Annotated in this window: 18 protein-coding genes; 10 read left to right on the top strand and 8 right to left on the bottom strand. The window is 59.6% G+C overall.

The annotated features are described in order from the left end of the window. Window positions 1–86 precede the first annotated feature (86 nt). The 3 genes from AC6I8P_RS00295 to AC6I8P_RS00285 all read left to right on the top strand — a co-directional run bounded on the left by AC6I8P_RS00295 (window position 87) and on the right by AC6I8P_RS00285 (window position 3,739). A complete protein-coding gene (locus tag AC6I8P_RS00295; RefSeq protein ID WP_021506893.1) occupies window positions 87–1,370 on the top strand; it encodes an MFS transporter in 1,284 nt (427 codons plus the stop codon). Window positions 1,371–1,436: 66 nt separating this feature from the next. Next, entirely contained in the window at window positions 1,437–2,411 is a 975-nt protein-coding gene (gene ghrB / locus AC6I8P_RS00290; RefSeq protein WP_058758185.1) for a glyoxylate/hydroxypyruvate reductase GhrB, read from the top strand. Between the two features lie 80 nt (window positions 2,412–2,491). Continuing rightward, entirely contained in the window at window positions 2,492–3,739 is a 1,248-nt protein-coding gene (locus tag AC6I8P_RS00285) for a valine--pyruvate transaminase (RefSeq protein ID WP_159377261.1), read from the top strand. On the opposite strand, the gene AC6I8P_RS00280 is transcribed toward AC6I8P_RS00285, so the two are convergent. Then, window positions 3,736–5,181: an aminotransferase-like domain-containing protein gene (locus tag AC6I8P_RS00280; RefSeq protein ID WP_058775612.1), complete on the bottom strand. Its 1,446-nt coding sequence runs from the start codon at window positions 5,179–5,181 to the stop codon at window positions 3,736–3,738. The genes AC6I8P_RS00285 and AC6I8P_RS00280 overlap by 4 nt on opposite strands. 171 nt (window positions 5,182–5,352) lie before the next feature. On the opposite strand from AC6I8P_RS00280, the gene AC6I8P_RS00275 reads away from it, so the two are divergent. From AC6I8P_RS00275 to AC6I8P_RS00250, 6 genes are read left to right on the top strand one after another with little or no spacing between them, the layout of a single operon-like run. Next, window positions 5,353–6,819 carry a hypothetical protein gene (locus tag AC6I8P_RS00275; protein WP_058775613.1) on the top strand — a complete coding sequence of 489 codons (1,467 nt, stop codon included), beginning with the start codon at window positions 5,353–5,355 and terminating at the stop codon, window positions 6,817–6,819. Between the two features lie 17 nt (window positions 6,820–6,836). Beyond that, window positions 6,837–8,114, top strand: coding sequence for an ATP-grasp domain-containing protein (locus AC6I8P_RS00270; RefSeq protein WP_498027494.1), 1,278 nt, complete (start codon window positions 6,837–6,839; stop codon window positions 8,112–8,114). Continuing rightward, the gene (locus AC6I8P_RS00265) at window positions 8,102–8,812 is read left to right on the top strand and encodes a class II glutamine amidotransferase (RefSeq protein WP_058775615.1); all 711 of its coding nucleotides are present in this window, start codon (window positions 8,102–8,104) and stop codon (window positions 8,810–8,812) included. The genes AC6I8P_RS00270 and AC6I8P_RS00265 overlap by 13 nt, the downstream gene beginning before the upstream one ends. Before the next feature lie 4 nt (window positions 8,813–8,816). After that, window positions 8,817–9,617, top strand: coding sequence for a 2OG-Fe(II)-dependent halogenase WelO5 family protein (locus AC6I8P_RS00260; protein WP_159377278.1), 801 nt, complete (start codon window positions 8,817–8,819; stop codon window positions 9,615–9,617). Between the two features lie 26 nt (window positions 9,618–9,643). Then, window positions 9,644–10,144, top strand: a complete 501-nt coding sequence (locus AC6I8P_RS00255; protein ID WP_058775617.1) for a YbaK/EbsC family protein — start codon at window positions 9,644–9,646, stop codon at window positions 10,142–10,144. A gap of 21 nt (window positions 10,145–10,165) precedes the next feature. Continuing rightward, window positions 10,166–11,071, top strand: a complete 906-nt coding sequence (locus tag AC6I8P_RS00250) for an EamA family transporter (RefSeq protein WP_021506902.1) — start codon at window positions 10,166–10,168, stop codon at window positions 11,069–11,071. 58 nt (window positions 11,072–11,129) lie between these two features. Here AC6I8P_RS00250 and ibpA read toward each other — a convergent pair whose 3' ends face one another. Next, window positions 11,130–11,546, bottom strand: a complete 417-nt coding sequence (ibpA, locus tag AC6I8P_RS00245) for a small heat shock chaperone IbpA (RefSeq protein WP_010617843.1) — start codon at window positions 11,544–11,546, stop codon at window positions 11,130–11,132. 285 nt (window positions 11,547–11,831) lie between these two features. On the opposite strand from ibpA, the gene AC6I8P_RS00240 reads away from it, so the two are divergent. Continuing rightward, complete coding sequence (locus AC6I8P_RS00240; protein WP_040679624.1) at window positions 11,832–12,191, top strand: YceK/YidQ family lipoprotein; 360 nt, start codon at window positions 11,832–11,834, stop codon at window positions 12,189–12,191. On the opposite strand, the gene AC6I8P_RS00235 is transcribed toward AC6I8P_RS00240, so the two are convergent. The 6 genes from AC6I8P_RS00235 to AC6I8P_RS00210 all read right to left on the bottom strand — a co-directional run bounded on the left by AC6I8P_RS00235 (window position 12,169) and on the right by AC6I8P_RS00210 (window position 18,394). After that, entirely contained in the window at window positions 12,169–13,431 is a 1,263-nt protein-coding gene (locus AC6I8P_RS00235) for a YidR family protein (protein ID WP_159377265.1), read from the bottom strand. The genes AC6I8P_RS00240 and AC6I8P_RS00235 overlap by 23 nt on opposite strands. A gap of 106 nt (window positions 13,432–13,537) precedes the next feature. After that, window positions 13,538–14,830, bottom strand: coding sequence for an MFS transporter (locus AC6I8P_RS00230; RefSeq protein WP_238561354.1), 1,293 nt, complete (start codon window positions 14,828–14,830; stop codon window positions 13,538–13,540). Window positions 14,831–15,074: 244 nt separating this feature from the next. Then, window positions 15,075–16,223 carry a galactonate dehydratase gene (gene dgoD / locus AC6I8P_RS00225; protein ID WP_238561353.1) on the bottom strand — a complete coding sequence of 383 codons (1,149 nt, stop codon included), beginning with the start codon at window positions 16,221–16,223 and terminating at the stop codon, window positions 15,075–15,077. Further along, window positions 16,220–16,837 (bottom strand): 2-dehydro-3-deoxy-6-phosphogalactonate aldolase, encoded by a 618-nt coding sequence (locus AC6I8P_RS00220; protein WP_021506907.1) that lies wholly within the window; start codon window positions 16,835–16,837, stop codon window positions 16,220–16,222. The genes dgoD and AC6I8P_RS00220 overlap by 4 nt, the downstream gene beginning before the upstream one ends. Beyond that, complete coding sequence (locus AC6I8P_RS00215) at window positions 16,821–17,699, bottom strand: 2-dehydro-3-deoxygalactonokinase (protein ID WP_498030902.1); 879 nt, start codon at window positions 17,697–17,699, stop codon at window positions 16,821–16,823. Before AC6I8P_RS00215 ends, AC6I8P_RS00220 begins: the two co-directional genes overlap by 17 nt. After that, complete coding sequence (locus tag AC6I8P_RS00210; protein ID WP_058770730.1) at window positions 17,696–18,394, bottom strand: FadR/GntR family transcriptional regulator; 699 nt, start codon at window positions 18,392–18,394, stop codon at window positions 17,696–17,698. The genes AC6I8P_RS00215 and AC6I8P_RS00210 overlap by 4 nt, the downstream gene beginning before the upstream one ends. Between the last annotated feature and the right edge of the window lie 57 nt (window positions 18,395–18,451).

The raw sequence follows: 18,451 nt of genomic DNA, 5'->3' as shown, positions 1-18,451 counted from the left end.
CCGTGCCAATACGCTAAAACTGTCTCTACACCCTAATTTCGAGACGCATCCACAGAATGCGCCCGCCTCAACCAGAGGAGTCACCCATGAAATCGCAGACAATCGCGCCAAAACGCTGGTGGTATATCATGCCCATCGTGTTTATCACCTACAGTCTGGCGTATCTGGACCGGGCGAACTTTAGCTTCGCCTCTGCCGCAGGGATAAATGAGGATCTCGGTATCACCAAAGGCATGTCATCGCTGCTCGGTGCCCTGTTCTTCCTTGGCTACTTCTTCTTTCAGATCCCCGGCGCGGTCTATGCCGAGCGCCGCAGCGTAAAAAAACTGATTTTCTGGTGTCTGATTCTGTGGGGCGGCTGCGCCTCGCTGACCGGTATCGTCAGCAATATTCCGATGCTGGCCGCCATCCGCTTTGTCCTCGGCGTGGTGGAAGCGGCGGTGATGCCGGCGATGCTGATCTACATCAGCAACTGGTTTACCAAATCTGAGCGCTCACGCGCCAATACCTTCCTGATCCTCGGCAACCCGGTGACGGTGCTGTGGATGTCGGTGGTGTCCGGCTACCTGATTAACTCCTTTGGCTGGCGCGAGATGTTCATCATCGAGGGCTTCCCGGCGGTGATCTGGGCGATTGCCTGGTGGTTTATGGTGCAGGATAAACCGGCCCAGGCCAAATGGATGAGCGACGAAGAGAAAGCGGCGCTGCAGGCGCAGCTGCAGAAGGAGCAGGAGAACATTAAAGCGGTGCGCAACTACAGCGAAGCCTTCCGCAACCGCAACGTTATCCTGCTGTGCCTGCAATATTTTGCCTGGAGCATCGGCGTGTACGGTTTCGTGCTGTGGCTGCCGTCGATTCTGCGTAACGGCACGCAGATGGGCATGGTCGAAGCGGGCTGGCTGTCGGCGGTACCGTATCTGGTGGCGACCATCGCCATGCTGGTGGTGTCGTGGGCGTCGGACAAGACGCAAAACCGTAAGCTGTTTGTCTGGCCGCTGCTGCTGATTGGCGCACTGGCGTTCCTCGGCTCGTGGATGGTGGGCTCCAGTAACTTCTGGCTGTCGTATGCGCTGCTGGTGATTGCCGGCGGGGCCATGTACGCCCCGTATGGCCCGTTCTTCGCCATCATTCCGGAGATGCTGCCGCGCAATGTTTCCGGCGGTGCCATGGCGCTGATTAACAGTATGGGCGCACTGGGTTCCTTCATCGGTTCATGGATCGTAGGCTATCTTAATGGGGCGACCGGCAGTCCTGCCGCCTCCTATGTCTTTATGGGTGCTGCGCTACTGGCGTCGGTGTGGCTGACGCTGATTGTTAAACCGGCGGCCAACAAAACGCCGCCGCCGATTCACGGGGCGAAGCACGCCTGAAAGCGTAAGCGATGACTTTTCCGGGCGACTCAGGTCGCCCGTCACACGTTCTACAGGGAGCAAATAATGAAACCTGCTGTGATTCTGTATAAGAGCCTGCCCGATGACCTGCGTGCCAAGCTGGATCAGCACTTCAGCGTCACGGAAGTGAAAGATGTCTCGCCGGAGACGGTGAAACAACATGCGGCGCAGTTCGCCGCAGCGCAGGGTCTGCTGGGCTCCGGCGGCAAAGTGAATGATGAGCTGCTGGCCAGCATGCCGGCACTGCGTGCCTGTTCTACCGTCTCCGTCGGCTATGACAACTTTGACGTTGATGCGCTCAACCAGCGCAACGTTCTGCTGATGCACACGCCCACCGTACTGACCGAAACCGTGGCCGATACCATGATGGCGCTGGTGCTGAGCACCGCGCGTCGCGTCACCGAGCTGGATAAGTGGGTCAAAGCCGGTGAGTGGAAAAAGAGTATCGACGCTGAGCACTTCGGTATCGACGTACACCACAAGACGCTGGGCATTCTCGGCATGGGCCGCATTGGTCTGGCACTGGCGCAGCGCGCGCACTTTGGCTTCGGCATGAACATTCTGTACAACGCCCGCCGCCAGCATGAAGAGGCGGAAACCCGCTTTGGCGCACGCGCCTGCGATCTGGAAACGCTGCTGAAAGAGAGCGATTTTGTCTGCATCAGCCTGCCGCTGACCGAGCAGACGCACCATATGATCGGTGCGGAACAGCTGAAACTGATGAAGCCGAGCGCGATTCTGATCAACGCCGGACGCGGTCCGGTGGTCGATGAGCAGGCGCTGACCGCCGCACTGAAAGACGGCACTATTCACGCCGCCGGGCTGGATGTGTTTGAAGTCGAGCCGGTGCCGGCCGATGCGGAAATCCTCACGCTGCCGAACGTGGTCGCGCTGCCGCACATCGGCTCCGCCACGCATGAAACGCGCTACGGCATGGCGCGCGATGCGGTCGACAACCTGATCGCCGCACTGAGCGGTAAAGTGGAGAAAAACTGCGTTAACCCGCAGGTCCAGGCTTGATCCCACGGCTTTAGCCATTGCGCCTGCCGGTTGCGGGCGCTATGGTGGTCTTCCCCCTGATAACAATGTTTTTACCTCCTATGGCTTTTTCTCAGTTCGGCGACAAATTTACGCAACATTCCGGCATCTCTCGTCTGATGGAAGATATGGGCGAAGGGCTGCGCACGCCTGGCACGATCATGCTGGGCGGCGGTAATCCGGCGCAGATTCCGGCCATCAATGATTATTTCAGTCAGCTGCTGCTGCAGATGCATCAGGACGGCAAGCTGAACGAAGCGCTGTGCAACTACGACGGCCCGCGCGGCAAAGCGCTGCTGCTGGAGGCGCTGGCTACGCTACTGCGCGAGGAACTCGGCTGGCCGGTGACGCCACAAAATATCGCGCTCACCAACGGCAGCCAGAGCGCGTTCTTTTACCTGTTTAATCTGTTTGCCGGCCGCCGCGCCGACGGCAGCAAAAAGCGCGTGCTGTTCCCGCTGGCACCGGAATACCTCGGCTATGCCGATGCCGGGCTGGAGGAGGATCTGTTCATCTCCGCCAAACCCAACATTGAACTGCTGCCGGAAGGCCAGTTCAAATACCACGTCGATTTCGACCATCTGCCGCTGAATGATGAGATTGGCCTGATTTGCGTGTCGCGTCCGACCAATCCAACCGGCAACGTCATCACCGACCACGAACTGCTGCAGCTGGATGCGCTGGCACAGCAGCACGGCGTCCCGCTGCTAATCGATAACGCCTACGGCGTGCCGTTCCCCGGCATCATCTTCAGTGAGGCACGTCCGCTGTGGAACCCCAACACCATTCTGTGCATGAGCCTGTCGAAGCTGGGCCTGCCGGGCGCACGTTGCGGGATTATCGTTGCCGATGAGAGCACGATCGGTGCCATTGGTAACATGAATGGCATTATCAGCCTGGCACCAGGCAGCATCGGTCCGGCGATTGCTACTGAGATGATTGTGCGTGGCGATCTGCTGCGCCTGTCGCAGGAAGTGATTAAACCGTTCTATCAGGCCAAGGTTAGCGAAACTATCGCCATTATTCGCCGCTATATCAGCGAAGATCGCTGCCTGATCCACAAACCGGAAGGTGCTATCTTCCTGTGGCTGTGGTTCCGCGACCTGCCGATCAGCACCGAAGCGCTGTATCAGCGCCTGAAAGCGCGCGGCGTGCTGATGGTGCCGGGCCACTTCTTCTTCCCGGGGCTGGAACAGGCCTGGCCGCACACCCATCAGTGCATGCGCATGAATTACGTACCGGACAGCGACAAGATTGAGCGTGCGGTACAGATTCTGGCGGAAGAGCTGGATAACGCCTGGAACGCTTAATCCGCGCTTAACGACAGCTGGCACCACTGCGCCAGCTGCTGAATCGCCTGTTCGACTTCGGCATTCCAGCCAAAACCGGCGTTGAGCCGGAAGCAGTGATCGTAGCGGTGATCGGTGGCGAAGATGTGTCCAGGCGCGATGCCGATGCCCGCGTTGCGCGCCTTGAGAAACAGCGCGCGCACGTTCAGCGCCTGTTGCGGCATCTCCACCCACAGCACGTAACCGCCCTCCGGATCCGACACACGCGTGCCCGCCGGGAAGTAGCGCAGCACCGCCTGGCGCATATGGTGAATCTGATTTTTCAGCTCGCGCCGCAGCTTGCGCAGGTGCGCATCGTAACCGCCACTGCGCAGCAGTTCGGCAATCGCCGCCTGCGACAGCACCGACGTGCCCATGCTGGTGGTGTACTTCAGCGAGGCGATTTTGCGCATGTACTTGGTGCTGTGCACCCAGCCAATACGGATGCCGGGTGCCACGGTTTTGGAAAAGCCGCTGCACAGGATGGCATTGGGGCTGAAGGCGCGCATCGGAAACGGCCGGCGCTCGCCGAAAGCCGTATCGCCAAAGATATCGTCCTCAATGATCACCACATCATTCTCATCGGCCTGGCGCGCGATATACGCCTTGTGCTCGTTGGGGATGCTTTTGCCCAGCGGATTATTAATGTTGTTGATGGTGAGATAGGCCTGCACCGCTTTACGCCGGAACAGCCCGGTGAGTTTCGCGACGTTAACGTAACCCTCCGGCCCGGCTTCCACTTCAATGACGCGCAGGTTGAGATTGTGCAACATCTGTAGCAGCACAAAGTAGCACGGCGACTCCACCGCCACGATATCGCCCGGCCGCGTGGTGGCGCGCAGCGCCAGCGAAATCGCTTCAATGCAGCCGTTAGTGACCAGGATGTCATCGGCGCTGATATTGCAGCCATAATCCACCGCGCGCCGGGCAATTTCCGCCTTGAGCGGCGCATAGCCGGTGCCTTTCACCGTATTACCGAGCAGCGCCGGTTTGCTGTAACCCATCTGCCGCATCAGCAGGCCAATTTTTTTCACCGGATAGAGCGAGATGTCGCCGTTGGCCAGATCGAGCCGCACGCGGCAGTCCGATCCCAGCATCGCCAGGTGCAGTTCGGTTTGCTCATCCAGCGGCGCCACTTCGCGCGGCTGCTCGCTGAATACCGCCGGCACTTTTTTCTCTGTGGGACGCGGTGCGACAAAAAAGCCGGACTTCGGCCGCGCCACCGCGTAGTGCTCATCCTCCAGCGTGCGTAATGTTTTCAGCGCAGTGGTCATGCTGACGCGATACTGCGTCGCCAGCGTGCGCACCGACGGCAAACGGCTGTCGGGCGGCAGCGATCCGCTGTGAATGGCCTGTTTTATCTGCTCAGCGATCTGACGGTAACGACTGCTCTGACTCTCCTGTTCCTGCGTTTCACCCGCCATCTGTTCCACCCCATATCGTGCTGATCTGTGCGTATTCATCAGATTACATTCAAAGTACTTTAGGCTGCATCTGTTAATTCAGCTTCACGCAGCACCTTCGTGGCCCGTTTTCCAGCCCGTTGTCGCCCGCACGGCAGCGGCGATTTTATTAGCCAAAGGATGAAGTGAAAAATGAATAATCTGTCCGCGATGATGAGTGAAATTGAAGAATACCTGACGCCCGCGATTCTCGATTCCGCCCAGCACTGTGCTCAGCGACTGCTCGCCGCCCTGCCCGATCCCGACCATCCCGAACGTAACCGCGTACTGCTGGCCTATGGCGGCGGCAAAGACAGCAGCTATATGGTGGCCTACGTACGTTACATTCAGGGGTTAATCTGGCAACAGCGCAACAGCACGTTTCAGCTGCGCATCAGCACTAACCGCCATGCCGCCATGAACGATAGCGTGATGGAAAACATCGATCGCGTCTATCGTGCGCTGCGTATCCATGACGACGCGTTCACCGAGTGCCTGGTGACCGACGGGCTGCAGATTCGTCTCTTCGATCGCCATTTGCCGATGCCGCAGAGCGTGCGCCAGCAGAACCGCGACGATGTGCTGATGAATGGTCACCGCTTCCGTGCCGACGCGCGCTCCACCTTCTGCAACGCCTGCAACCTGAGCATGGTGAATTCGTTTGGCCTGGCGGCGCATTACGATGGCGGCGTCGATGTGATCATCACCGGCGATTCGCCGCAGGAACAGACCGCTTACCTTGCGTGGGCGCGCCACCTGTCAAAACTGTTTGATGCGCCGATGGCCGATAAGTCGCGCGGCTTTAGCGGCTTTCTGCACACGCTGGACGGCGTGGCGGCGCGTTACTTCGCCGACATTTACGGCGCTGACCAGGTCACGCCGGCACATCGCATTACCTGGCAGCTGGCGCGCGACCCGCTGTTCTTCAACATCTATCAGGACACCGCTTATGAGGCTGGCGCGCACTGGGCGCTGCTGACCGAATTCATGCATTTCCGCTTCGATGAGCTGATGTTCAGCTTCTCCGAGTCGGACTGCGGCAATCCGACATTAATGGCACATATTCGCGGTCTGCGTGCGGAGACGCTGTTGCAGCGCAGCTACGCCGAAGGCATTCGCGAATATGTGCGCTTTGCGCTCGGCCTGATGGTGCAGAAGGACTTTCCGCCGCAGCTGATCGATGAGATGGCCGCGCGCTATCAGGACGATGCCGCGATTGCCCGCGCACGCCAGCGCGCCGCGCAGTTCGCACTCGACGCTTTCGGCCTCAGTGAAACCCAGCTGGTATGCATGATCTATTCACCGTTTATCGCCGCCGGCCAGCAGCTGAAAGCCTGGCTGCTGCAGCTGCCGGCCGCGCCGGAAGAAGCCGCAGTGCGCGCCTTGCTGAGTGGAGAGAGCGAGGATGTGGCGCTGGCGCAGCAGCTCACGCAGCTGTCGGGCCTCAGCGTGGCGCAGATGCGGCACTGCTGGCGCAGCGCGGCGGTGAGTTCGCTGCTGGACGGCGCACGCGGCGATGCGCTGTCGCGCGTGTTGCGTTTCGACCCGCACAAAGCGGTGATTCAGGTTAACAACGGTGCGTTACAGGACATCGTTACTGAAGTGATTTCCGGGCGTTAACCCGGTAAGGCGACGCGATGAGAAAGATTTTTCTGCAGATTGGCGCCACGCGCGACGGGCAAAATCCCTACTGCGCGGTGGCAAAACGCGAAGGCTATTTTACCGTACTGGCCGAAATGGGGGATTTTGTCGACTATCAATCGCTCAGCATCGCCCTGCCGTTCGATCTGATTGTGCGTCTCGATCGCCCGGAAAATCCGTGGGATGTCCTCAATGCCTGTCTGCACGCCGGTCTGCTGGAGCATCCACAGGTGGTGCTGGCCGGTTTTGAGGCTTACAACGCCAGCGCTGGCCGGGTGCGTGAACTGCTGGCCGGCCCGGATGCCGGTCCGGGCTTCATCCCGCCGGATAAATACGCACAGCGCATGGCGCTGCGCAAAGCCTGGCCGCGTTTTCCGCAACCGGAGTTTCGCTTCTTTGCCTCACCGCTCAGCATTGGCGATGCGCGGGATGCGCTGCTTTATCCCTGCGTGATCAAACCGGTCGACGGCGGCGGCGGACTGGGCATCTGGCTGGTGGAAGAGGCCAGCCAGCTGGATGCGGTGATTGCCCGGCTGCTCGACACCATGAACTATGGCGGACGCGGCTTTACCGGCTTTATCGTCGAAAGCTGGCTGGCCGGCGACGAATATTCGCTGCAGGGCGTGGTGGAGAATGGACACGCGGTAGCGCTGACCTGCTGCCAGAAGGTGATTGAGCAGCATACCGAGGCCGACGGCTGTATCAGCTTTTACGAATCCGGCCATGTGGCGATGGCGGCGCAGCAGCTGCCCGCCGCCTTCACCAGCCTGATGAGCTTCTGCTGTGAAACCTTCGGCTACCGGCGCGGCGCTTTCCACATTGATTTCATTATGGTGAACGGCGAGCCGCACTTTCTCGAAATGGGCTTTCGCCTGTCCGGCATGGGCGTGGTGAACCTGGTGGAAGAGGTCACCGGCATCAACTGGGCCGAGGTGGCCTTTCAGGTTGAAGCCGGACGCGGCCTGCCTGAACTGCACTTCGCTTCACCGTCACCGGCCGTCGGCCGGCTGCGGTTGCGCCAGCGGCTGCAGTATGACGCCGCCGAGCGCTGGATTGCCGACCACCAGCGCGGCCAGCTGTTACCGCCGCTCAACTTACCGGCGCTGGAGGTCTCACCGCGCTCATCACTGTACGCCGATCTGACGCGCCACGCCGGGATTCTCGCCACGCTGCGTCTGCCTGCCGCCAGTCGCGACGAAATTCTGGCGGTGTTTCACGCCCTTCTTGCTGTTCCCGCTTTGACCTCACGGAGAGATTTACTATGTGCAGAATGATTCTGGCACACGGCCAGTTTGACGCCGCTGCGGTACTGGACGCCGCACGCGCCATGAGCTGCGGTGAAACCGCCGCGCACGATGGCCCGATTAAACAACATCCCAACGGCTGGGGCTGTCTGTGGCTGGAGCACGGTCAGATCCGTACGCTGCATGGCACCGGCACCTTTGCCGAAGCACTGCCTGGCATTGACGTCACGCGTATGCAGCACAGCCGCTTTCTGGCGGTGCACGTGCGTCACGCCACGCTCAGCAAAAACCAGGGCATTGCGTTCTCCCATCCGCTGCGGCGCACCAGCGGCACCACCCAGTGGTACATGATGCACAACGGCTTTTTGCCGACCGTCTATGCGCAGCTGGGCATGACGCAGTCGCGCTTTGATTCCGCTGAATATCTGGAATATATCGTCGACCGCGTCACGCCCGCCGATTTCACCCGCGACTATCTGCGCGAAAAAATGGCCCGGGTGGCGCCGGGTGGCAGCGCGGCGAACGCCATTTTCGTCACCCGCGAGAAGGCCTGGGCATGGCAATGGCATCCTGATGACACGCCTTACCCCGACTATTTCACCCTGCATCGTTGTCAGCAGAACAACAGCACCTTTATCTCCTCTGAACCTGTTTCAACACTGGGCACGGCGTCAGCATGGCACCGTATGAGCAACCATGAACTTCATGAAATTCCTTTTGGAGAGTGAACCCATGGCCATTTTCAATCAGATTCGCGTCATTAACCCCAATATGTTCGTCGAAAGCACCTGGCTGGATGACATCGTCACCGCGCGCGTGCCGCTGCTGGTACTGCGCAATTTCCTCACGCCAGAGGTGCGCAACGCGGTGGTGGCTGATCTCCAGCAGTGCCGCGAGCAGGTACGGGTTTCTCACTATCCAAATGGCGCGCTGACCACGCTCGGCCCGTATCTGGCGAAGCATACCGCCGCGCCGGAAAACTATTTCACCGAACTTCGCGACATCCAGCCGGCGCTGCCGGCCTCGCTGCACGCACTGCGCGCGCAGATTTACCACTGGGTGCAGCATGCGCTGCGCCTTGAGAGTCTGCAAACCGCCACCGAACCGGCACTGGGTGATTACGCCGGCTCGATTGTGCGTTTCCACGCTGACGGCGTCGCTAATCCGCTGCATAACGACAACATCGTGCGCGATGCCGCTGGCAGCGGTCTGGCGGTGACGCACATTCTGCATCAGCTGAGCTGCGTGGTGTGCCTGCAGGAGTGCAACGCCGGCGGCGCGCTGCGCATCTTCAATAAGAAATGGCAGCCGGAAGACGAGCGCTTTAAAACGCCCGGCGAGCTGGGCTACCAGAGCGGCGTCATCGCCGGCAGCGAGACCTGCGAGTTCGCGCCGCGCAGTGGCGATATCTATCTGTTTAATCCCGCGTTTTATCATGAAATCGATCGCGTTGAAGGCGACACGCGCATCACCATGGGCTTTTTCTTTGGCCTGACCGACAAAAAAATGAAGCACGCCATTGCCTGGAGTTAATCCCGGCCTTAGACGAGGAAGACAGTATGACAACCTATGACAAAGTGATTGCGCTGCTGGATGCGCAGCAGGCCCGCTACCGCGTGGTGGAGCATGAGGCCATCGGCCAGACCGAGGTGATCAGCGCCATCCGCGGAAACGATCTCCAGCAGGCGGCCAAAGCGATGGTGCTGGAAGTCACTATGCCGGACGGCGCCGCGCCGCGCTATCTGCTGGCGATCGTACCCGGCGACTGCAAAATCAACTTCAAACACGCCGCGCGTGCCATTGGCGGTAAGAAGTCGACGTTTGCCACCCCTGAGCAGGCACAAGCGCTGACGCAGTGTGTGATGGGCGCGGTGCCGCCGTTTAGTTTTGATGACCGACTGGCGCTGCGCGTGGATGCGCGGCTGCGTGATGTCGGGACGCTGTGGTTTAACGCCGGTGCGCTGGACCGCTCGGTAGCTTTGGATGTGGATGATTATTTTCGACTGATCGGCGATGACTGCGGTGCAGAGATCGCCACACCGGTGACGGCAACCGCCTGATTGCCGCGCTGAGGAATGCGTATGTCCGTGAAAGATATGTTGTTAGCCCTGTGCGTCGTGGTGGCGTGGGGCGTAAATTTTGTGGTGATTAAGCTGGGTTTGCAGGGCATGCCGCCCTTTTTGCTGGCGGGACTGCGTTTTACGCTGGTGGCGTTTCCGGCGATCTTTTTCGTGCGTCGTCCGGCAATTCCGCTGCGCTGGCTGGTGGTGTATGGCATGACCATCAGCTTTGGTCAGTTCGCGTTTCTGTTCCTCGCCATCAAGCTTGGCATGCCAGCCGGGCTGGCTTCGCTGGTGCTGCAGGCGCAGGCATTTTTCACCCTGCTGCTCGGCGCGCTGCTGCTGGCCGAGAAGCTGCGCTGGAACCACATCGCCGGCATTCTGGTCGCCACGCTCGGCATGTTTATGCTGGCAACCGCCGGTATGGAGGGCCAGACAACCGCGGGCATCACGCTGACCACCATGATGCTGACGCTGGCGGCGGCGCTGTCGTGGGGGCTGGGCAATATCACTAACAAGATTATCCTGCGCAACCGCAAGGTGCCGGTGATGTCGCTGGTGGTGTGGAGCGCGCTGGTGCCGATTGCACCGTTCTTTGCCTGTTCGTGGTGGTTCGAGGGCGAATCCGCCATTGTCACCAGCCTGCTGGATATTTCGCTGCAGACGGTGCTGGCACTGCTCTATCTGGCGTTTTTCGCCACCATCATTGGCTACGCCATCTGGGGCAATCTGCTCAGCCGCTACGAAACCTGGCGCGTGGCGCCGCTGTCGCTGCTGGTGCCGGTGGTCGGTATTCTCAGCGCCGCGCTGATCCTCGGCGAAACTCTGTCGGCACAGGAGATTCTCGGCGCGTCGGTGATCATTCTCGGGCTGCTGGTGAATGTGTTTGGCGGTATGGTGAGCCAGCGCCTGCTGGTACGTACCTGATGATGCAGCCATAAAAAAACGCCGCGTTGCAGCGGCGTTTTTCTTTACTTCGTTAGCCTTATTTCAGGATTTCAATCCGGCGTGGTTTCGCCTCTTCCGGGACGATGCGTTCCAGATCGATACTCAGCAGGCCCAGTTCGAGACGCGCATCGCGCACCACGATGTGATCGGCCAGCTGGAATTTGCGTTCGAAGTTACGTTCTGCGATGCCCTGGTACAGGTATTTACGTTCCTGCTGCTCTTCAGGGTGGGCGCCGCGCACCACCAGCATGTTGTCATGGGCGGTGATATCCAGTTCGCTCTGCGCAAAGCCGGCGACGGCAATGGTGATGCGATAGTGGTTTTCGTCTACCAGCTCGACGTTGTACGGAGGGTAGCCGCCGTTGGCCTGGTTTTGATTGGACTCAAGCAGGTTAAACAGACGGTCGAAACCAATAGCAGAACGATAAAGCGGAGAGAGATCAAAGTTACGCATAATAAGACTCCTGATAATCAGCAAGTTTTGGCAACCTTCCACCATGGACAGGTTGTCCGGCCCGTCGGTGTCCCTGTCGGCGACCGCGTCGTGACCGTAGCTTAAAGATGGGTGCGCTCAGGTCGCTTTCAAGGGGCAATGCGCTTTTTTTTGCAGCAATTCTGACGATATGGCATACACTCAGGGGACGCTTCGCCTGACGGGAAGGACATAACCACAGAGTTATGCGGATGTCAGGTGACACACTCCAGCCAGGGCCATGCCATGACTGTAGGGATGATGATGATGAAAATGATGAAACGCTTTCCGCTCACCGGCCTGCTGGTCTGCTGCGCCTGTGCCACATCAGGCTGCTCCAGCGTGATGTCGCATACCGGTGCCAGCCAGGGTTACTACCCCGGCACGCGCGCCAGCGCAGAGATGCTGACCGATGACAATACCAGCTGGGCGATTAAACCGCTGGCGCTGATCGATCTGCCCTTTTCGGCGGTGATGGATACGCTGCTGCTGCCGTGGGATTACTTCCGCGCCGACGACGATAAAACCAAAGATTCGCCGCGCGAACGCGTGCTGCAGAGCGAGAAGATGGCTGGCACCCAGGCCAGCCTGGCCACCGCGGCGGCTATGCCGGCGGAATCGCACTGACGCAGAACAGCTGTCGCCAGCCGTCAACCTCGCGCATGTAGGCGATCTGCTTCCCGTCCGGCGACCACACCACCGCGTCGCCGCCCGGCGGTTGCGCGCTGCGCGCGGTAAGGCGCGTACACTGTCCGCTGGCTATCTCACAACGCATCACGCTGTTATCACAGATAAAGGCGATGGCTGCGCCGTCCGGCTGCCAGCTGAAAGCAGACTGAATGCTGCTGCGCAGTGAGGTGATCTGACGCGCCGCGCCACCGTTGGGTGAGACTGTCCACAGCTGCACAATGCCCTGCTCGTCAGCCTGCAAAAAGGCGATTGCGCTGCCATCCGGCGCAGCGCGCAACCAGTGGCGCGGCTGCAGCGCCAGCCCTTTACCGTGCGTGATGCGCCGCTGCTGCACGCCAGCCGGCGGTGCCGGCAGCTGCTCTGCCGTGCCCTGCAGCGGTGCATTGCCGGCTCTGGCATAGTCCGCCAGCGCCTCAGGCAGATCGACCACAAACACTTCCGGCACTTTTTCACCACTGGCATTGCGCGTATCGCCGATAAAGGCGATGGCCCAGCGCTGCCAGCTGCCGTCCGCTTTCTGATAGCCACGCTCACCGATCCAGCACTCTTCATAAGCGCGGTCAATCTGATCGCTGCCCGGTTGTGGATCGCGCCGGGTGTGGCTCACCAGCACGCAGTAGTGGCTGCCGTCATATTCGCGCGGATGCTGCTTCGGCGGGCACACCGGATGCAGCGGCACCGCCACGCCGACGTTGCGCAGGTCGTCACGCACATCGCGCTCATGCATCACGTGATCGTTATAGGTAAAGCTCAGCCGCGAGCCATCCGGACTGAACACATGCACGTGCGAGCCACCACGCAGCGCACCTGGCGTATAGGGCGCGGTGATATCGCAGGCGTCGAGGTTCTCTGCGATGCCCTGCTGAACAATCACGCCGCGCCGGTGATGAAAGTCATAATGCCAGTGCGCATCGGGATGCTCCGGCCCATGAATACAGACATAGCGCGGCGGCAGATCCGGACTCACGGTCACCACGCCGACGTACGCGCCATCGCGCGCCTGATAAAGCACCTCGACCGCGCCGCTGTGCACGTTGACGCGCTCAATGGTCAGGCTGGTAAACGAGGCGCCGGACGGCCGCACATCAAATGCCAGCCACTGGCTGTCGGCGGTCCAGACGTTGATATTGGTCAGCTGATGATGGCGCTGAGTAAAGGTGAGTTGTTTTTCTGACATGGGGCAACCTCAGATGTAACCGTTGCCGGACAAATTACGTGATGCCGTTCAGTTAAGCAAAAGCTGAGCAGCTAATGCGGGTGCGCAGGCATGCGCACCCGGAAGCTTAGCCCACGCGCTGCACATCCCCCACCAGCAGGATGTAAGAGAGCGCGCCAATCAGCGCAACGACGGAGATATACACCAGCGCGGGCGCAAAGCCGTAATCCTGCGCCAGATACCCCACCACCAGCGGTACCGTGATGCCACCGAGGCCGCCGATAAAGTTAAACATGCCGCCGGTCAGGCCAATCAGGCGTACCGGCGCCAGTGACGAGACCAGTGACCAGGTGATGGACGCAAACCCGTTGCCGAAGAAGGCCAGCGCCATCAGCACCATAATCCACAGCGGATCGTTGGTGTAGTTTGCGCCCATAATGCAGGTGGAGATCAGCAGGCCGCAGATGATCGGCGTCTTGCGGGCAAAACCAAGCGAGCGACCGCTGCGCACCAGACGATCGGCCACCATCCCGGAGAGGATCACGCCAACAAAGGCGGCGAGAAACGGCACGGTAGTCATAAAGCCGGCCGTCAGCGCGGCGATATGTTTCTCCTGCGTCAGGTAGTTCGGGAACCAGGTGAGGAAAAACCACAGCGTTGAAGTCACTGCAAACTGGCCGAGATACACGCCGCACAGCTTGCGATGAAACACCAGTTTCCAGTCGGCCGCGGTGAGTATAACGCGTGCTTTTTTCTCGCCGGGCGCATCGCCGTCGACCATCGCGCCACCGGCACGAATGTAATCCAGCTCGGCCTGATTGATGCCTTTGCTCTGGCTCGGCGCCTGGTAAACCTTCATCCACACCAGCGACCAGATAATGCCAATCCCGCCGGTGATGATAAACACCCAGTGCCAGCTCAGCAGTTCCTGAATCCAGATTAGCAGCGGCGTGAGAAACGCCAGGCCGACAAACTGACCGGAGGTGTAAAAACCGACGGCCGAAGCGCGCTCCTGTTCCGGGAACCAGCTGGTAACCAGGCGATTATTGGTCGGGAAAGCCGGCGCTTCAAAAATACCGGTAATGGCGCGCAGACCTATCAGCGATAATAAGCCGCTGGCGAATCCCTGCAATAACGTCGCCACCGACCAGCCGAGAATAGCGATAAAATAGGTCAGGCGTGAACCTACGCGATCGAGAAACCAGCCGCCGGGAATCTGGCACAGGGTATATAACCAGGCAAAAGCAGAAAACACATATCCCATTTCTGCTTTGCTGATGCCAAATTCCTGCTGAATATGCGCCGAGGCCACGGCTAAATTAGCGCGATCGACATAACAAATGACCACCGTAATAAAAATCATCAGCAGCGTAATATAACGGCGACGCGTAGGTTTCGCCTGAACAGCAGAGAGATCCATGGTGTTTCTCCGTCAGATGTCAGCTGGCAGACGTGCCGAAACACGCCGCAGCCAACGCAGGGTAAGGTTATCGAAGATAAAAGCCGCAGCAGCGGTAAACTGGCAGCGCGGTGAAAACAGGTTGAGCGCTGCCCTGTGCCTTATATATTCCGCACATGGTTTAAATAGTCAGATGTTTAATCGCCTGATAATCGGTGCTGTTATAAAGCGGTAAACGCAGCGACCGGGTGCATTACCACGGTTATTACCACTCGGCTACCGATCCATCCGGAAAGCGCCATAATGGGTTACGCCAGTCTGGCGCATTTTTACTGCGCGCAATCACCAGCTCTTCATTTATTTCCACACCGAGGCCGGGTTTATTTAATGGATAGAAATGGCCGTCATCCATTTTAAAATCATCTTTATTGATCACGTAATCGAGCAGTTCAGCGCCCTGATTATAGTGAATGCCCATGCTCTGCTCCTGGAACACCGCGTTACGCGACACGAAATCCACGTGCAGACAGGCAGCCAGCGCAATCGGCCCCAGCGGACAGTGCGGCGCCAGCGCCACGTCGTAGGACTCGGCCATCGCCGCGATTTTGTAGCATTCGGTGATGCCGCCGGCGTGCGACAGATCCGGCTGCAGAATCGCCAGCCCACCGGCTTCCAGCACGCGCTTGAACTCGAAGCGGGAGAACATGCGTTCGCCTGCGGCAATCGGCAGGTGCGTCTGCGCCGCCAGGCGCGGATAGTATTCTGCCTGCTCGGCCAGCACCGGTTCTTCAACAAACAGCGGGCGATACGGCTCCAGCTCTTTGATCAGCACTTTGGCCATCGGCGCGCTGACGCGACCGTGGAAATCGAGGCCAAACTCAATGTCACTGCCAAAGGCTTCGCGGATCTGCGCTACGGTGTTAACAGCGGCATCGACCTGACGAGAATTGTCGATGATGCCCATCTCTTCACAGCCGTTGAGTTTGAAGGTGTCAAAGCCGATACCACGTAATTTCTTAATGCCATCAATCACTTCAGCCGGACGATCGCCGCCTACCCAGCTATAGGCTTTGATGCTGTCACGCACCAGACCGCCCAGCAGCTGATACACCGGCACGCCCAGCGCTTTGCCTTTAATATCCCACAGTGCCTGATCGATACCGGCAATGGCGCTCATTAAAATCGGGCCGCCGCGGTAAAAACCGCCGCGATACATCACCTGCCACAGATCATTAATCCGCGCCGGATCCTGCCCAATCAGATATTCCGACAGCTCATGCACCGCCGCTTCGACGCTGCGCGCGCGCCCTTCAATCACCGGCTCGCCCCAGCCGATGATGCCTTCGTCGGTTTCGATTTTCAGGAACATCCAGCGCGGCGGCAGGCGATAAGTGGTCAGTTTCGTAATTTTCATCGTACAGCGTCCTTATAGGCAGCAATAAATGCGCGGGCCTTCTCCACGGTGCGCGACAGCGGCTGACCGGCGCGATAGAGATCGCTGCCCAGGCCAGCCCCGACGCAACCGGCGGCGATAAATTCATGCAGGTTTTCCGGCGTGACGCCGCCCACGGCAAAGACCGGCACCTCCGGCGGCAGCACCGCTTTCAGCGCTTTGATGTAGCCCGGACCAAACGCCGACGACGGGAAAATTTTCAGCGCCTGCGCCCCAGCCTGCAGCGCGGTAAAGGCTTCGCTGGCGGTGGCACAGCCTGCGGCAACCAGCATACCGTGCGCCACGGCCTGGCGAATCACCGCAGCATCGGTATTGGGCGTCACCACCAGCTTGCTGTTGAGCGCCGCCAGCTGATCGACCTGCGTCGCCTGCAGCACGGTGCCGGCACCGATCAGTGCTTTATCGCCGAAGGTTTGCACCATCGCGCCGATACTTTTCGCCCACTCTGGCGAGTTGAGCGGAATTTCAATCGCGTCGAAACCGGCGTCGATTAACGCCGCGACGTGCGCTTCAGCTTCATCCGGCGTGATGCCACGCAGAATGGCGATCAGCGGAAGTTTAGTGGGCCAGGACATGCGCAATACTCCTTATTCCGTGCTGGAAAGCGCGATCGCCCTCCAGCGTGACTGAATCTGTTCCGATAAAGGCCAGCGCCTGCTGATAACGCTGTGCCAGCGCGCTGCCGGCGATAATGACAATCGGCTGGCGGCTATGCGTTAACTGCTGCGTCATCTGCGCCACTTCATGGCCGATTAACAGGCCAGAGAGAAAATCACTGATATGGCGCCGATCGCGTGCGCCGAGCACGTGGGCGGCACGCACTTCAAACAGGCGCGCCAGAATTGAGCGGTCGTGGCTGCCCATCTGCAAACCGTCCCGGAACGCGTCCGGACTGGCTTCCTGCACAGGTAAACCGGCACCAATCAGCGACTGCTTCAGCAATAAATGGTGCAGCTCGCCAGTCATCACGGTGCGGAAATCGATGACGCGATCCTGTTCCATCTGCACCCACTTGGCGTGCGTGCCCGGCATGACATACAGCGGCGCGGGCTGCAGCGTGACAGCGCCAAGCAGCTGGGTTTCTTCACCGCGCATTACGTTGTAGTTGTCGTCACGTTCGACGCTCAGTCCCGGCACAATCCACGCTTTTCCTTCCACGCAGGTCAGGCGATCGCTTAATGCATTGAGCGCCACCGGACAGGCGAGATAAGGCACTGCCAGCCAGCCGGCGTTGCTGCCCACCATACCGGCCATGATCACCGGGACTTCGGCCACCGGCCAGCCGTCGGTAATGGTGGCAAACACCTGAGCAGGCGTGCGGTCGCCGAGGCGCGTCACGCCCGCTTCCGAACGGCGCTCATCGACGCATTCACCGGCGCGGTAATACCAGGCGCGCAGGTTGGTGGAGCCCCAGTCAATGGCGATATAACGCGTCACAAAATCTCCTTGAGTCGGGCGGTTGAGCTGGCAATCATCGCCTTCGCCGCCTGTTCCGCCGCATCGCCATCCTGGTGGCGAATGGCATCGAACAGCGCTTTATGTTCGGCTAACGTGCGCGGCATATTGCCGGAGTCCGCCATGTAGGTTTGCGCAAACACCGCTTTTTGCAGCTGGCTGATCGCCACATTGAGCTGCTGCAGCACCGGGTTATGCACCGAGGCCATCACCGCTTCGTGATAGCGGATATCTGCGTCGTTAAAGGCATCACGGTTGAGGTGGTTGGCCACCATCTCGTTGTAGGCCAGTTCAATCGCCGCCAGATCGGTCGACGTTGCCCGCTCGGCCGACCAGCGCGCAATCTGCGGCTCCACCAGCACGCGTACCTCGTTCATGGCCGCAATCAGGCGCGGATCGTGATCGTGCGCCAGCGCCCACTGCAGTACATCGCTGTCGAGATAGTTCCACTGGTTACGTGAGGTGACAAACGCGCCGCGATAGCGCTTCATCTCCATCAGGCGTTTAGCCATCAGGGAGCGATACACTTCGCGGATAATGTTGCGCGAGGTTGAAAATCGCTCGCACAGCTCCGCTTCCGCCGGCAGCGCGGCGCCCGGCACATATTTTCCCGCAACAATCTCTTCACCCAGCGTCTGGATGATGCGCTCTGTTTTACTCAGTGGTTCCTGCGTCATCGTGTTCGATTCCATGAAAGGCGTGAGAAATCAGATTACTGCTTTCGTAGTGCAAAG

It is taken from the genome of gamma proteobacterium symbiont of Lampromicra miyakona (genome assembly GCF_059730895.1).
Note: the sequence above shows the minus strand (reverse complement) of the source record. Positions and strands in the feature narration are given on the sequence as shown.